Source organism: Peptoniphilus genitalis, assembly GCF_023614525.1.
Taxonomy (GTDB): domain Bacteria; phylum Bacillota; class Clostridia; order Tissierellales; family Peptoniphilaceae; genus Peptoniphilus_A; species Peptoniphilus_A genitalis.
This window is the reverse complement of record NZ_CP097885.1, coordinates 689,219-704,200: the sequence shown is the minus strand read 5'-3', so window position 1 is coordinate 704,200 and position 14,982 is coordinate 689,219. Positions and strand designations below refer to the sequence as shown.

The window sequence follows — 14,982 nt, the reverse complement described above, 5'->3', positions numbered from 1 at the left end:
GGTATATAGGATGTTAGATCAAGCATTTACTATAGGTGGCCTACTTAGTTTCCTACTTTATGTAGCTGGTATAGCTGCACTTGTTGCACTATTCTTAGTGCTTATTAATGTATTTAAAATTTTAAAGAATGTTAATGAAATTGTTGAGAGAAACCAAGGAGAAATTGATCACACAATAAAGACTGTTCCTTCCATTATGGATAATGCCAAGGATATTTCTGATAATGTGAATGCAATTTCAACTGATGCTACAAAGCTTGTAAATGATGTAAAACCAGAAGTCGAAAGACTTATGTCAACTGTAGGTTCTGTTTCAGATACAGTTAACGGTATTACTAGACAAGTCGATGATACTTCTTTTAGAGTGTCAAATACAGTTATGAATATATCAGATGTTATTTCTGATACAGCTAAAACTATTTCACTTAGTTCAAATAACGCCATCGACTATTTTTATATTTTAAGAGAAGTTGCAAAGACTGTTAAAGAAGTCTTTCTAAGATAAACTAGGGACGGAGTTATTCTTCGTCTCCTTTTATTTTTATAAGTAGACAAGAGGAAAAAATGAAGAGAGTTAAAATTATTGCCAACCCAAACTCAGGCAGAGGGGCAGCGTTAGGCAAAATATTAGAACTTATAGAGTTGATGAGTGAGGACAGGTATGAGATTGAACTCCTATTTACTCACGAAGAGGGCGACGGCACTAGGTTTGCCTACGATTACTCTGGAGAGGACTTTATAATTTGTAGCGGTGGAGATGGTACAGTAAATGAAGTTGTAAATGGAATGTACCTATCAGGTAGGGATATTCCCTTGGGAATCCTTCAAAGTGGTACGGTAAATGATTTTGCCAACGCACAAGGACTACCAACATCCCCCAATGCCTTCTATAAAATGATAAAAAATTATAAGACTAAGACCATTGACCTGGGACTTGCTGGTGAAAGAGCCTTTATTAATGTTGCAGCAGGTGGTATGCTTACAGAGATTGCTTACACTGTTTCAGCTGAGAAAAAAGCAACTTTAGGTGACATGGCTTATTATCTTGAAGGTGCAAGGGTCCTTTTAGAAGAAAAAATTTTTAAATATAAAAAGAGTTTAAACTTTTATATAGAAAGTGAAGAGTTTACTGGAACTATTGAAGGACTTTTGTTTCTAATAACAAACTCGACTTCAGTTGGAGGCTTTAAAAAAATGGCTCCCTTGGCAGATATTTCAGATGGATTTCTGGATGTACTTATTTTTAAGGAAATCAGGATTTCTGATGTTCCTGAACTTTTTGCCTCTCTAATGGGTGGACGACATGTTGACCATAACAAGGTAATGTACTTAAAGACTAAAAATATAAAAATATCTAGTGATGAAAATCTAACAATTGATGTTGATGGAGAGAAAGCTTCAACACTTCCTATGACTTTTAAAGTTTTGGAAAATAAATTAAAAATAATAGTACCATAAGGAGGAAACTATGGCATCTACAATTAAAGATGTAGCAAAAATGGCAGATGTATCCATATCTACAGTATCAAGGGTAATAAATGACTCAAAACCTGTTAGCCCTGAGGCACGAAGAAGAGTCCTACACGCTATTGACGTTTTGGATTATAAACCAAACGAAGTTGCGAGAAGTTTAGTTACAAAGAAATCAAATTTAATTGGTGTAATTGTAGAAGACATTGGATCCAATTTTATTTCACAAATCCTAAGAGGGGTTGAAGAAGTTGGAAGAATGTACAAATACGACATACTTTTATCAAGCTCCTATGGTGACGCAGAATCTGAAATGAAGTTTGCCAACCTATTGGCACAAAAACAAGTTGAAGGCATTATTGTAATTTCAAACCTACACAATCCTAAACTTGAATACAAACTTGAAGAAAGCAAGATACCTTATGTAATTATTTCAAACTTCTATGAAATTGAAAAGTTCTCAACAGAAATAGACTATGAAAAAGCATCCTATGAAATGGTTAAGCTTTTAATAGAAAAAGGACACAAGAATATTGCTTCCCTTGCTGTAAGAAAGGACTATGACAGGACTTTTGAAAAGAAAAAAGTTGAAGGTTACAACAGGGCCATGGAAGAAGCTGGCTTAAAGAAGATAAATCTTTTTGTTGAAGGTCGTGATGCAAAGGACATAGAAGATGAAGAAGGAAAAATTCTTGACACAGTTAAGAAGGAAGGAGTTACAGCTTTCTTCACATCCTATGACACAATTGCCATCCACCTAATGAACATGCTGTTAGACAATGGCTACAAGACTCCAGATGATATTTCCGTAACAGGATTTGGAGGATCTTATATTTCAGATATCTATAGACCAAAACTTACAACTGTAAAGATTCCTTACTACGACATCGGTGCAGTTTCCATTAGGAAGATCCTAAAGAAAATTGACAAGAAGGAAAGCGACCTATCAGAAAATCTTGTACTTCCATCACAAATTCTTGAAAGAGAAAGTGTAAAGGAATTGAGATGACAAGAGTTTCTATTGAGACCAAAAGTGAAATTATAATGAAGGGACTTCAAAATATCCTAGAAGGATATGAAGTCCTTGATTTTTATGAGGACGCAGGAGAAGACTTTGACATCCTAATCTTTGAAGACAAGAATTTAGAGAAGCTTGAAGTTGATAAGATCAGATTAATAGACGAGAAAAATATTCCCCTTGTAATAGACTATTCACTACTTAGCTATTGGGCTTCAGCTGATGAAGTAAGAGAAGGAATAGATAAGACCCTAAGAGGCTACATCTATATAGAAGAAAGTTTAAAAGAAGCTAAGACTAATAGGAGCTATAAGTTTGAAAAACTAAAAACTCTTAACAGAAGAGAGAAAAAGCTTTTAGAAGAAATAATTTTGGGCAAGACCAACAAGGAGATCTCAAGAGAAATATTTATTAGTGAGAAGACAATAAAGAACAACTTAACTTCTGTCTACAAAAAATTAGGAGTCAGTGGAAGAAAAGAAATAATAAAAAATTACAGCCAAATTAAATATTAATAGTTTATAATATGTTAGTAAGACTAACATATTTTTTTTTACATGAAATTAGAAAGAGGAAGACATGAGAGACTACTTAATTTATTTTTTTATCTACGCCTTCATAGGTTGGGTAGTAGAAGTATCCTACCACACAGTCACAAAGGGGAAGTTTATTAACCGTGGCTTCTTGTCAGGACCCTACTGTCCCATATATGGTTTTGGTGCCATATCAGTAATATACTTTTTGACAGACATAGCAGAGAAGAACAAACTGGTCTTGTTCCTTGGCTCAATGTTAATAGCGACCCTAATAGAATTCGTGGCAGGCTTCTTGCTTGAAAAAATATTTCACGAGAGATGGTGGGACTACTCCGATAGAAAATTAAACATAGGAGGCTACGTCTGCTTAGAATTTTCAGTAATATGGGGGATGTTTTGCTTCCTATTATACGAAGCAGTCCATCCACTAATAAGAAAACTTGTGGGCTTTGTGCCAGATGCTTTTATAAAATATCTGGGGATTGGTTTAGTAATAATTATGACCCTAGATCTAATTGCTACTATTGTTACACTTATTGGATTGAATAAAGAATTTAAATCCATAGATAAGATTAGTAGAGACATTAAAAAAGTATCCGATAAGATTGGAGTAAGAGTTTACGACAAGACAGTCAAAATTGAAAGTAGACAAGAAGAACTAAAGAAGAAGCCAGAGTTTATAGAAATTGAAAACAGGATCAAAGATTTAAAAGAAAGAAAAGCTCAATTAGAAGAAAAGAGAATATTAAAATCCTTCCCTAACTTAAGTAAGAGACTAGGAGAAAGACAAAGAGAGATAGAAGAGTTAAGAGAGAGGATAAGAGATCAATACTCAAGAGACTAAGAGTAAAAAAATAAAAAACTTTTAAAAAAGTCATTGACAGATAAAAAAGAAAATAGTAATATATAGCAGTTGTCAAAAAAACAGCTGCTATATATTTTTTTTACAAAAAAAATAAAAAAACAGTTGACAGATGATTTTCTAGATGCTAATATATAGAAGTTGTCACTTAAAGACAGCAAAAAAAACTACTGGTTAGTTAAGTAAAAACAAAATAAAAAAATTGTAAAAATTACTTGACAAAGAAAAAGCACAGTAGTATAATAAACAAGCTGCTTCAAAAAGGTAGCAAATGAAACATGATAATTAAATAGTGTGAAGATAAACAAATTCGTGATAGAATCACAGATTCTTGTCAAAGAATCAAAAAGCAAACCAGATATTCGTTTAGTTTTGAGAAAACTAATGAGTCATACAAATTTTTAATTGAGAGTTTGATCCTGGCTCAGGACGAACGCTGGCGGCGCGCTTAACACATGCAAGTCGAGCGATGAAACCTTAACAGAACCCTTCGGGGCGAAGATAAGATGGATTAGCGGCGGACGGGTGAGTAACACGTGAGTAACCTGCCTTAGACATTGGGATAGCCTCGGGAAACCGGGATTAATACCAAATGAAATCACATATGCACATGCATAAATGATCAAAGCTCCGGCGGTCTAAGATGGACTCGCGTCCCATTAGCTAGTTGGTGAGGTAACGGCCCACCAAGGCGACGATGGGTAGCCGGCCTGAGAGGGTGAACGGCCACATTGGAACTGAGAAACGGTCCAAACTCCTACGGGAGGCAGCAGTGGGGAATATTGCACAATGGAGGGAACTCTGATGCAGCGACGCCGCGTGAACGAAGAAGGCTTTCGAGTCGTAAAGTTCTTTTATATGGGAAGATAATGACGGTACCATAAGAAAAAGCCCCGGCTAACTACGTGCCAGCAGCCGCGGTAATACGTAGGGGGCTAGCGTTGTCCGGAATCACTGGGCGTAAAGGGTTCGCAGGCGGAAATGCAAGTCAGGTGTAAAAGGCAGTAGCTTAACTACTGTAAGCATTTGAAACTGCATATCTTGAGAAGAGTAGAGGTAAGTGGAATTTTTAGTGTAGCGGTGAAATGCGTAGATATTAAAAAGAATACCGGTGGCGAAGGCGACTTACTGGGCTCATTCTGACGCTGAGGAACGAAAGCGTGGGTAGCAAACAGGATTAGATACCCTGGTAGTCCACGCTGTAAACGATGAGTGCTAGGTATCGGAATAATTCGGTGCCGCAGTTAACACATTAAGCACTCCGCCTGGGGAGTACGTGCGCAAGCATGAAACTCAAAGGAATTGACGGGGACCCGCACAAGCAGCGGAGCATGTGGTTTAATTCGAAGCAACGCGAAGAACCTTACCAGGGCTTGACATACTGAGGACCGGTATAGAGATATACCCTCTTCTTCGGAAGCCTCAATACAGGTGGTGCATGGTTGTCGTCAGCTCGTGTCGTGAGATGTTCAGTTAAGTCTGGCAACGAGCGCAACCCCTATCTTTAGTTACCAGCATTTCGGATGGGGACTCTAAAGAGACTGCCGATGATAAATCGGAGGAAGGTGGGGATGACGTCAAATCATCATGCCCTATATGCCCTGGGCTACACACGTGCTACAATGGAAGATACAAAGGGAAGCGAAATAGTGATATTAAGCAAACCTCAAAAAGTCTTTCCCAGTTCGGATTGTACTCTGCAACTCGAGTACATGAAGATGGAGTTGCTAGTAATCGCAGATCAGAATGCTGCGGTGAATGCGTTCCCGGGTCTTGTACACACCGCCCGTCACACCATGGAAGCTTGTAATACCCGAAGCCTGCGAGCAAACCGTAAGGAAGCAGCAGTCGAAGGTAGGATAGGTGACTGGGGTGAAGTCGTAACAAGGTAGCCGTATCGGAAGGTGCGGCTGGATCACCTCCTTTCTAAGGAAAATAAATCTTCACACTATTTTAATTATATATATGGGGGTATAGCTCAGTTGGGAGAGCGCCTGCCTTGCAAGCAGGAGGTCAGGAGTTCGAATCTCCTTATCTCCACCAAGATCACATAAGTGGTCAAAAGCTTCTTGAAAAAGAAGAGAACCATAACAACTTAAAAACTAATCAAAATTTCTTAAACAAAACAATTAAACTGGAAATAAACAGAAATGTTTATTAACAAAGGTCAAGTTAAAAAGAGCACTAGGTGAATGCCTAGGCACCAAGAGGCGACGAAGGACGTGACAAGCTGCGAAAAGCTACGGAGAGGAGCAAATATCCATTGACCCGTAGATATCCGAATGGGGAAACCCACCGCAAGGTATCCTATAGCCAATTCATAACTATAGGAAGCGAACCAGGTGAACTGAAACATCTAAGTAACCTGAGGAAAAGAAAGAAAACTCGATTCCCTGAGTAGCGGCGAGCGAACGGGGAAGAGCCCAAAGTGTAAAAAGAGACAATAGCCAGCCAAATAATCTGGGAAGATTAACCAAAGAAGGTAAGAGTCCTGTAGGCGAAAGCGAAGATATCCGACACAAAAGAGTACCACGGAACACGAGAAATTCAGTGGGAACATGGGGGGACCACCCCCTAAGGCTAAATACTACTTGGTGACCGATAGCGAACAAGTACCGTGAGGGAAAGGTGAAAAGAACCCCGAGAGGGGAGTGAAATAGAATCTGAAACCTAGTGTTTACAAGCAGCGAAAGTGGCATACGCCACGATCGTGTACTTTTTGTAGAACGGGCCAGCGAGTTACGATTACTAGCAAGGTTAAGCATTACAGATGCGGAGCCGAAGCGAAAGCGAGTCTAAATAGGGCGAAAGTTAGTGGTTGTAGACCCGAAACCGTGTGATCTATCCATGAGCAGAGTGAAGTTGAAGTAAAATTCAATGGAGGCTCGAACCGGGTAACGTTTAAAAGTTATCGGATGACTTGTGGATAGGGGTGAAAAGCCAAACGAACACGGAGATAGCTGGTTCTCCTCGAAATAGCTTTAGGGCTAGCCTCTAGTAAGACATGAAAAGGGGGTAGAGCACTGATTGGTTGCGGGGCATGCATATGTTACCAAAACCTATCAAACTCCGAATACCATATCATGCACTAGGGAGTCAGACTATGTGGGATGAGCTTCATAGTCGAAAGGGAAAGAGCCCAGACCATCAGCTAAGGTCCCAAAATTATAGTTAAGTGGGAAAGGATGTGGAGTTACTGAGACAACTAGGATGTTGGCTTAGAAGCAGCCACTCATTTAAAGAGTGCGTAATAGCTCACTAGTCAAGTGACTCTGCGCCGAAGATAACCGGGGCTAAACTATATACCGAAGCTATGGAACGTTAAACGTTGGTAGAGGAGCAATGTATGAAGGACGAAGCATAAGCCGTAAGGCAGTGTGGACATCATACAAGAGAGAATGCTGGCATGAGTAGCGAGAGGTGAGTGAGAATCTCACCCGTCGAAAACCCAAGGATTCCTGAGCAAGGCTCGTCCACTCAGGGTAAGTCGGGACCTAAGGCGAGGCTGAAAAGCGTAGTCGATGGACAACAGGTTGAAATTCCTGTACCGATACAATCGTTAAAGGAAGTGGGGACGCAGGAGGATAATAAGAGCGCCCAGTTGGTGAGGCGTGCAAGCGCAAAGTCTGGAGAGTAGGCAAATCCGCTCTCCGAAAAGGATGAAGCGTAATGCGGATCGAAAACAAGTAGAGAAGCTTATGACTCCACACTGCCAAGAAAAGCCACTACAAGAGAAGTATCGCCCGTACCGTAAACCGACACAGGTAGGTGAGGAGAGAATCCTAAGACGAGCGGAAAAACCTTTGTTAAGGAACTCGGCAAAATGACCCCGTAACTTCGGGAGAAGGGGAGCCCCTGTAACAGGGGGCCGCAGTGAAAAGGCCCAAGCGACTGTTTACCAAAAACACAAGTTTCTGCTAAGTCGAAAGACGAAGTATAGGAGCTGACACCTGCCCGGTGCTGGAAGGTTAAGGGAAAAAGTTAGCGCAAGCGAAGCTTAGAACTGAAGCCCCAGTAAACGGCGGCCGTAACTATAACGGTCCTAAGGTAGCGAAATTCCTTGTCGGGTAAGTTCCGACCCGCACGAAAGGTGTAACGATTTGGGCACTGTCTCAACAAAGGATCCGGTGAAATTGTAGTAGCGGTAAAGATGCCGCTTACCCACGACAGGACGGAAAGACCCCGTGGAGCTTTACTGTAGGCTGAGATTGAATTTTGGGATTAAATGTACAGAATAGGTGGGAGGCAAAGAATTAGGTACGCCAGTATCTAAGGAGCCACCGTTGGGATACCACTCTTTTAATGCTAGAATTCTAACCTAACCCCATGAATCTGGGGAAGGGACACTCTCAGTTGGACAGTTTGACTGGGGCGGTCGCCTCCGAAAGAGTAACGGAGGCGTTCAAAGGTTCCCTCAGCACGGATGGAAATCGTGCGCAGAGTATAAAGGCAGAAGGGAGCTTAACTGCGAGACCAACAAGTCGAGCAGATGCGAAAGCAGGACTTAGTGATCCGGTGGTACCGAGTGGAAGGGCCATCGCTCAACGGATAAAAGCTACCCCGGGGATAACAGGCTTATCTCCCCCAAGAGTCCACATCGACGGGGAGGTTTGGCACCTCGATGTCGGCTCGTCTCATCCTGGGGCTGAAGTAGGTCCCAAGGGTTGGGCTGTTCGCCCATTAAAGAGGCACGCGAGCTGGGTTCAGAACGTCGCGAGACAGTTCGGTCCCTATCCGTCGTGGGCGTAGGAAATTTGAGAGGAGCTGTCCTTAGTACGAGAGGACCGGGATGGACAAACCTCTGGTGCACCAGTTGTACTGCCAAGTGCATAGCTGGGAAGCTAAGTTTGGAAGGGATAAGAGCTGAAGGCATCTAAGCCCGAAGCCCCCCTCGAGATGAGATTTCCCTCGAAAGATAAGACCCCTAGAAGAAAATTAGGTAGATAGGCTCAAGGTGTAAGTGTAGCAATACATTCAGCTAGCGAGTACTAATAGGTCGAAGACTTGACCAAAGAGTTAAAGGAAGAGATTAGTTTTTAAGTTAATCTGGTGAGAATAGGACAATGGACACACCTGTACCCATACCGAACACAGAAGTTAAGCATTAGTCCGCTGATGGTACTTGGTTGGCAACGACCTGGGAGAGTAAGTTATCGCCAGTTAAAAGGTCTATTGATGTAAGGTTTCCTTTGTCAATAGACTTTTTATTTTAAATACTCCTTTTAAAATTAGTAAAATATTTTGCTTTAATTATTCCACAATGAGTAATCTCATTACATATTAAAGATAAGAAGATCTTCCAAGACCTCTTGGGAGATTTTTTTATTGGAAAAATTTATACAGTATGGTAGTTTTTGAAGTCATTATAAATAATCTGCCTAGCTATAAAAGTTAATGATATTGAATTATTTTTAGGGTAAACTATAGGTAGGTGATATTATGAAAAGTAAAGTCGCAAAAGTTTTTGCTATTGTAATTCTTCTTGTAGCAATTTTATTTGCAGCAGTCCAAGTATATTTTTCTCCAACTCCAGATTTTAAAAGAAATAATTCTGTCCATGGGGTTAAGGTAAATATAAAGGTATCTAATGATGAAAGGAAACCAATTGTAAGAACCTTCGAGAAAGAGAAATTTGAAAATCTTTCTGAAAAAGAAATAGTGAAATTAAGAGATAAGATTGATGGAAGGATAGAAGGTGACATTCCTTCAATTCATTTAAATAAAGATAATAAAATTTATTTTACCTTTGAAAGAGCAGGAGAAGTTTATACTCCTGAGATCCCAAAGATTAAAATATTTGCCTCTGCTTCTCATTATGATGACAAAGAAAAGCAAAGAGTAATAGAAGGCGAGTTAGATAGGCTTGACGACGGCAGATATTTTTTTGAAACTAAGAGGTATAGGACTCAATTTGAAAAATATTTTATTGGATACCTAAGAGTTGAAATTTACTACACAATTGATGGCGTGGACTATGTTTCTACCTTTGGTACCTTCCAAGATAATGCCAATGATGGGACTAACTTCTTTGATAATGAAAAATTAGAAGAGCCAATCCCTCCAGAAGAATAAAATAATACAAAATAACCTTAAAAGTAATATTTACCCTCTCAATTGGATAATCCAGTAAGGAGGGTATTTTTGTTTATAATTACAAAACTGATTTTTGAAATTTACTGGATTAAAATCATTACAATAATATAAATTATTTTAAAATTTTAGCTTTGATACAATTAATATTGTTTAAATATTGTATGAATACAGTAAAATAAGGAGGATTTATGTTAAAAAGATTTGCTAATTTATTAGTTATTTTAATTTTTTTGTCTATATTTAATATAAGTGTATTCGCTTCTAAGGATAATGGACTTGAGAAAGTAAGATTTTTAAAAGAAAAAGGGATAATAGATGGTTATCCAGATGGTAGTTTAGGTCTTGAAAAAAATTTAAAAAGAAGTGAGATAACAAAAATTTTAGTTTATTCACTTGCTGATAAAAATAAGGCAATTGAATTACAAGGAAAAGAAATACCTTTTAGCGATGTAGGAAAAGATTACTGGGCTAACGGTGTAATTTCCTATGCAAAGAATAACATGAACTTAATAAGTGGGTATCCAGACGGAACATTTAAAGGCGAGAACAATATTACTAATGCGGAGCTTCTAAAGATTCTTGTTTGCCAAAAAAAGAATTTAAGCACGACTGCAATAAATAATGCTAAGTGGCCTTATGATTGGATTAAATGGGCTGAAGAAGAAAACATATGTGGAAAAAATATTAATCCAAATTCATTCGCACTTAGAAAAGATGCCTTTCAGTTTTTATATAATACAATTTATTCCAATTCAGAAAATTATAAATCTGAAAGCAAAAAATCTAAAAATGAGCCTATAATTACAAAAGAAACTAAAGAGCCAAGATATAATTATAACTATTATGAAAATAAGAAAAATAATAAAAAAAGTAATAATACATTAGTAAGTGAGAATAGTTCAGAGAATCAACATGTTATTGAATTGAAGAAAATTTTAAAGTCAATTATTGATTCAAGAAACGATGATTTATTAGAACTAGAAGGAGTGAAGACTCCAACAAATGAAAAATCAATTGCTGATTTAAAAGCTCTTATGGAAGAAGCTAAGATTTTGTTAAATAAAAAAGACTTATCTTCAGATGAGATTAAAAAACTTGAAGAATTAACAAAATTTGAAGGTAAAAAGTATAGAGGATCCTTTAGAAAAATTGCAAAGAATATTTTAGTTGATTTCGAGGTATTGGGTGAAAGAGATGCCAGAAATAAAAACAATGATAAGAATTATACATCATTAAAGAATAATCAAATAAAAATTAAAACATCTCTTAGTGATGTTAAAAAAATAGGAGAATCTGAGGAGAGATATATTAAATTAAATTATATTTCTAAAAAGGACTATGATAGTGTTGATGCAATTTCTAAATCTACACCAAAATATAAAAAACAAGAGTTAAATAAAGATCTATATAGTGTTGAAGAAAAAGAAGGAACAATAACAGTTACTATAAATGATGAATTGCCAGAAGATGTAAAAATCTTGAAGCCTATCATTTATTTAAAATATGCTGATAATATTTACTTTGAAAATGGTGATTTAGTTTATACAAAAATTCCAATGAAAACTTTCATTCAATTAGATATGGATGATACAACTTTCAATAAAGAAACAATAAAAGAACACCTTGAAATGGATAACGTCGAAAATATAAAAGACATTATAGTAGATGAAGATAAAATACAGAAAGTACAAGATGTACTAGATGGTTTATCACAAGAAAGGGAAATAAAATTAAATGCTGAAGTTATATTTAATGATGGTAGAATTGGTGAATTAGAAGTGTCAATAGAAGTTGATAAAACAGAGGACCATGATATTGAATTTAGGGATATTTCTATAAAACAAGGAGAAGAAGTTACTTTAGAAATGATTAAAAATGCAATATCAACGCCTAATTTACCTGAAATAAAAGAAATAAAAGTAGATAAAAATAAATTAGAGGATATAAAAAAGGCTGTAATTACTCCACCTTTAGAAGAGATAACGGTAATGTTATCAGTTGATATTGATTTTGCCGATAGAACAAGTGGCAGTGGTTTCTTTAATGTTATAATAAAAAAAGCAGATTAATAAAAACATAATTATAAAACCCCAGATTAAACCTAAAGGAGACCTACTTTTGTTGGATTTAGACCAACTTTAAGGTTCACTTTATTAATACTGGGGTTTTTATTATTTTTATCTAAGCAGTTATATCTTGAGAGATTAGAAAAATATTTTCGTAATTAAATTTTACAGGTCAAATAAAACTACTTTATTGACTTCTAAAGATTTTTTTATATCTATTATTCTTTGGTTGGAGGATCCTCGAAATCTAAGACTCAAGTCTTTTAAGGCTTCTACAAATCTTCCATCAACTAGGACGTCACACTCTTCTAGGAGTTTCTTTTTGTCCTCATCTTTTAAAATTTCTTCATAAGTATAGCCGGAGAAGATCCAAATTTCCTTTTGGACTTCTTTTTTTATGTCACGAAGAACTTGTAAGAGGTCCACTTCATTTTGGAAGGGCTCACCACCTAAGACGGTGAGGCCCTTAACTTCATCTAACTTTAAATCTTCTATAACTTCATCTGTTTCTTTGCGAGTCCAAGGGTTACCAAAGTTAAAGTCTTGGTACTCTTCATTAAAACAATTGGGGCACTTGTGGGTGCAGCCTGTCACAAAAATTGTGGTCCTTATGCCAGGACCATTGGCAACATCATACTTTCTTATTTGGGCAAAGTTCATTAGATGTGAAGAACCCTTGCGTTAATTTCCTTAGTACGGCCTTCATTCCAGAAGTTTTCACCAAGGTAACCACAAGTACGTCTTACTACAGTAAGGCTTGACCTGTCAGTGTTGTGGCATTGTGGGCATTCCCAGTCGCCATGGTCATTTAGTTTAATTTCGCCGTCAAAGCCACACTCTGCACAATAGTCTGACTTTGTATTAAATTCTGCATATTGGATGTTGTCGTAAATATATCTTACAATTGTCTCTAGGGCTTCTAGGTTGTGACCCATGTTTGGAATTTCTACATAAGAGATACAGCCACCAGTTGACTTGTCTTGGAACTTAGCTTCAAAGTTGAACTTTTCAAAGGCAGAAATTTCTTCGCGAACATCAACGTGGAAGGAGTTGATGTAGTAACCCTTGTCAGTTACATTTTCTATGATGCCAAATCTTTCTCTGTCGATGTTGGCAAATCTTTGTGTAAGTGACTCAGCTGGTGTTGCATATAGTGTAAACTTAATTCCATATTCTTCAGTCCACTTATTAACAGCATTGTTAAGTGTATCCATGATCCTCATGGCAAAGTCGTAGCCCTTCTTGTCAGTGTGGCTTACTCCCTTAATAAGCATAGTTGCTTCGTAGATTCCAATGTAGCCAAGGGAAACTGTTGAATAACCATTTAAAAGAAGAGGAGCAATAGATTCGTGTTTGCCAAGTCTTGCTATAGCACCGTGTTGCCAGTGGATAGGAGATGAATCACTTGTTACCTTCTTTAGGTGTTCGTAACGCAATAATCCAACCCTCTTAACTAGGTCTAGTCTCTTTTCTAGGATTTCAAAGAATTTTTCTTCGCTTCCTCCTGCAAGGATTCCTATTTGAGGAAGGTTGATGGAGCAAGCTCCCATATTAAATCTTCCTTCAAACTTGTAGTTGCCCTTTTGGTCTTTATAAGGTGGAAGGAAGGCCCTGCATCCCATTGGAGAAAATACGTTGCCTTCGTAGTTGGCACGCATCTTCTTGGCAGAAATGTAATCAGGGTACATCCTCTTAGCAGTACATCTAATTGCAAGAGAAGTTAAATAATAATATTTTGAGTCCTTGTTGATGTTGTTTTCATCAAGAACGTAAATTAACTTAGGAAAGGCTGGTGTAACATAAACACCTGCGTCGTTTTTAATGCCTTGAATTCTTTGCTTTAAGATCTCTTCGATTATCATTGCAACTTCATCAACATATTGGTCGTCATCTTCAAGCCACATAAATAAAGTAACGAAAGGTGCTTGACCGTTAGAAGTCATCAAAGTATTTATTTGATATTGGATAGTTTGGATTCCGCTTTCAAGGTCCTTTTTAGTCATTTGATTTGCCATTTTTTCAGCAAGTTCAATATCTCCAAGAGTATCAAGGGCAAGAGAAAGATTCTTTTCGTAAGATCTTCTTAGGTACTTGCCAAGGCAGGAAATATTAATACTTTGGCCACCGTATTGGTTTGAGGCAATTTGAGCAATGATTTGTGTCATAACATTGCAGGCAACTTGGAAGGACTTAGGAGTTTCAATCATCTTGCCATTAACTACAGTTCCATTGTCAAGCATGTCCTTCATGTTAACTAGGCAGCAGTTGAAAATTGGTTGGATGAAGTAGTCCATGTCGTGGATGTGGATGGCGCCAGATTCGTGAGCTTCAACTAAGTCAGCTGGGATCATTTTTCTCTTGGCGATATCCTTCGAAACTTCACCAGCTATTAGGTCTCTTTGAGTAGAGGCAATAACAGCGTTCTTATTGGAGTTTTCATCCATTAGGTCTTCGTTAGTTTCGTTTAGTAGGCCAAGTATGTCCTCGTCAGTAGTATTTTGTTCACGCTTGTATTGTTGAACTGACTTGTAAGATTCGTAAGCCCTAGCAGTAGCTGGGTTGTCGTTTTGAATTAAACGATAATAAACTTCTCCCTCGATGTCATAGATTGATAGGGGAAGGTCCTTTGAGTTAGCAAGTTCTTCAATTTCCTTGGCAATTTCAAGAGCTTGGTCCTCTATGTAGACACCGGAACTTGAGTGCATAGCTTTTTCAATAGCGATTACAATTTTGTCCCTGTCGAAGGCAACCTTCTCGCCATTTCTCTTAATAACTTCTGGCATTTTTTTCCATCTCTCCTTTTATATTAAAATAATAATTCCATTTATAACGCAGATATAATTATACTACATATAGTATATGAAAACCACAAGGAAAACATATATTGTGGTAAATATTGTAAAATATTTAAAAGTCAAGACCTTTGTAGAAGAATTT

At 37.6% G+C, this 14,982-nt stretch carries 9 protein-coding genes, 1 tRNA gene and 3 rRNA genes; 11 read left to right on the top strand and 2 right to left on the bottom strand.

Annotated elements, in window-relative coordinates; genetic code table 11:
* Window positions 1–10: 10 nt before the first annotated feature.
* The 11 genes from M9426_RS03420 (at window position 11) to M9426_RS03370 (ending at window position 12,048) form a co-directional block, all read left to right on the top strand.
* Window positions 11–505 (top strand): hypothetical protein, encoded by a 495-nt coding sequence (locus tag M9426_RS03420; protein ID WP_005957876.1) that lies wholly within the window; start codon window positions 11–13, stop codon window positions 503–505.
* A 59-nt stretch (window positions 506–564) separates the two neighbouring features.
* Window positions 565–1,458 (top strand): diacylglycerol/lipid kinase family protein, encoded by an 894-nt coding sequence (locus M9426_RS03415; protein ID WP_005957863.1) that lies wholly within the window; start codon window positions 565–567, stop codon window positions 1,456–1,458.
* A 10-nt stretch (window positions 1,459–1,468) separates the two neighbouring features.
* Entirely contained in the window at window positions 1,469–2,479 is a 1,011-nt protein-coding gene (locus M9426_RS03410) for a LacI family DNA-binding transcriptional regulator (protein WP_060799759.1), read from the top strand.
* Entirely contained in the window at window positions 2,476–3,003 is a 528-nt protein-coding gene (locus M9426_RS03405) for a LuxR C-terminal-related transcriptional regulator (protein WP_250342451.1), read from the top strand. The genes M9426_RS03410 and M9426_RS03405 overlap by 4 nt, the downstream gene beginning before the upstream one ends.
* Window positions 3,004–3,067: 64 nt before the next feature.
* Window positions 3,068–3,868, top strand: a complete 801-nt coding sequence (locus tag M9426_RS03400) for a putative ABC transporter permease (protein WP_250342450.1) — start codon at window positions 3,068–3,070, stop codon at window positions 3,866–3,868.
* Between the two features lie 419 nt (window positions 3,869–4,287).
* Window positions 4,288–5,812 (top strand): 16S ribosomal RNA (locus M9426_RS03395).
* 41 nt (window positions 5,813–5,853) lie between these two features.
* Window positions 5,854–5,929: transfer RNA gene (locus M9426_RS03390), tRNA-Ala, on the top strand.
* A gap of 122 nt (window positions 5,930–6,051) precedes the next feature.
* Window positions 6,052–8,898, top strand: a 23S ribosomal RNA gene (locus M9426_RS03385).
* 33 nt (window positions 8,899–8,931) lie between these two features.
* Window positions 8,932–9,048: ribosomal RNA gene (gene rrf, locus M9426_RS03380) — 5S ribosomal RNA — on the top strand.
* The 16S, 23S and 5S rRNA genes sit together here with 1 tRNA gene alongside, the layout of an rRNA operon.
* 277 nt (window positions 9,049–9,325) lie before the next feature.
* Window positions 9,326–9,958 (top strand): hypothetical protein, encoded by a 633-nt coding sequence (locus M9426_RS03375; RefSeq protein ID WP_250342449.1) that lies wholly within the window; start codon window positions 9,326–9,328, stop codon window positions 9,956–9,958.
* 209 nt (window positions 9,959–10,167) lie between these two features.
* Window positions 10,168–12,048, top strand: coding sequence for an S-layer homology domain-containing protein (locus tag M9426_RS03370; protein WP_250342448.1), 1,881 nt, complete (start codon window positions 10,168–10,170; stop codon window positions 12,046–12,048).
* Between the two features lie 162 nt (window positions 12,049–12,210).
* On the opposite strand, the gene nrdG is transcribed toward M9426_RS03370, so the two are convergent.
* Both nrdG and nrdD read right to left on the bottom strand, forming a co-directional pair.
* A complete protein-coding gene (gene nrdG, locus M9426_RS03365) occupies window positions 12,211–12,705 on the bottom strand; it encodes an anaerobic ribonucleoside-triphosphate reductase activating protein (RefSeq protein ID WP_250342447.1) in 495 nt (164 codons plus the stop codon).
* On the bottom strand, window positions 12,705–14,828 hold the full coding sequence (gene nrdD / locus M9426_RS03360; protein ID WP_250342446.1) for an anaerobic ribonucleoside-triphosphate reductase: 2,124 nt from the start codon (window positions 14,826–14,828) through the stop codon (window positions 12,705–12,707). Before nrdD ends, nrdG begins: the two co-directional genes overlap by 1 nt.
* Window positions 14,829–14,982 lie beyond the last annotated feature (154 nt).

Bases quoted from the DNA above. Each gene is read 5' to 3' on its own strand.
- M9426_RS03420 (WP_005957876.1), top strand. From the start codon at position 11: ATGTTAGATCAAGCATTTACTATAGGTGGCCTACTTAGTTTCCTACTT.
- M9426_RS03415 (WP_005957863.1), top strand. From the start codon at position 565: ATGAAGAGAGTTAAAATTATTGCCAACCCAAACTCAGGCAGAGGGGCA.
- M9426_RS03410 (WP_060799759.1), top strand. From the start codon at position 1,469: ATGGCATCTACAATTAAAGATGTAGCAAAAATGGCAGATGTATCCATA.
- M9426_RS03405 (WP_250342451.1), top strand. From the start codon at position 2,476: ATGACAAGAGTTTCTATTGAGACCAAAAGTGAAATTATAATGAAGGGA.
- M9426_RS03400 (WP_250342450.1), top strand. From the start codon at position 3,068: ATGAGAGACTACTTAATTTATTTTTTTATCTACGCCTTCATAGGTTGG.
- M9426_RS03375 (WP_250342449.1), top strand. From the start codon at position 9,326: ATGAAAAGTAAAGTCGCAAAAGTTTTTGCTATTGTAATTCTTCTTGTA.
- M9426_RS03370 (WP_250342448.1), top strand. From the start codon at position 10,168: ATGTTAAAAAGATTTGCTAATTTATTAGTTATTTTAATTTTTTTGTCT.
- nrdG (WP_250342447.1), bottom strand. From the start codon at position 12,705: ATGAACTTTGCCCAAATAAGAAAGTATGATGTTGCCAATGGTCCTGGC.
- nrdD (WP_250342446.1), bottom strand. From the start codon at position 14,828: ATGCCAGAAGTTATTAAGAGAAATGGCGAGAAGGTTGCCTTCGACAGG.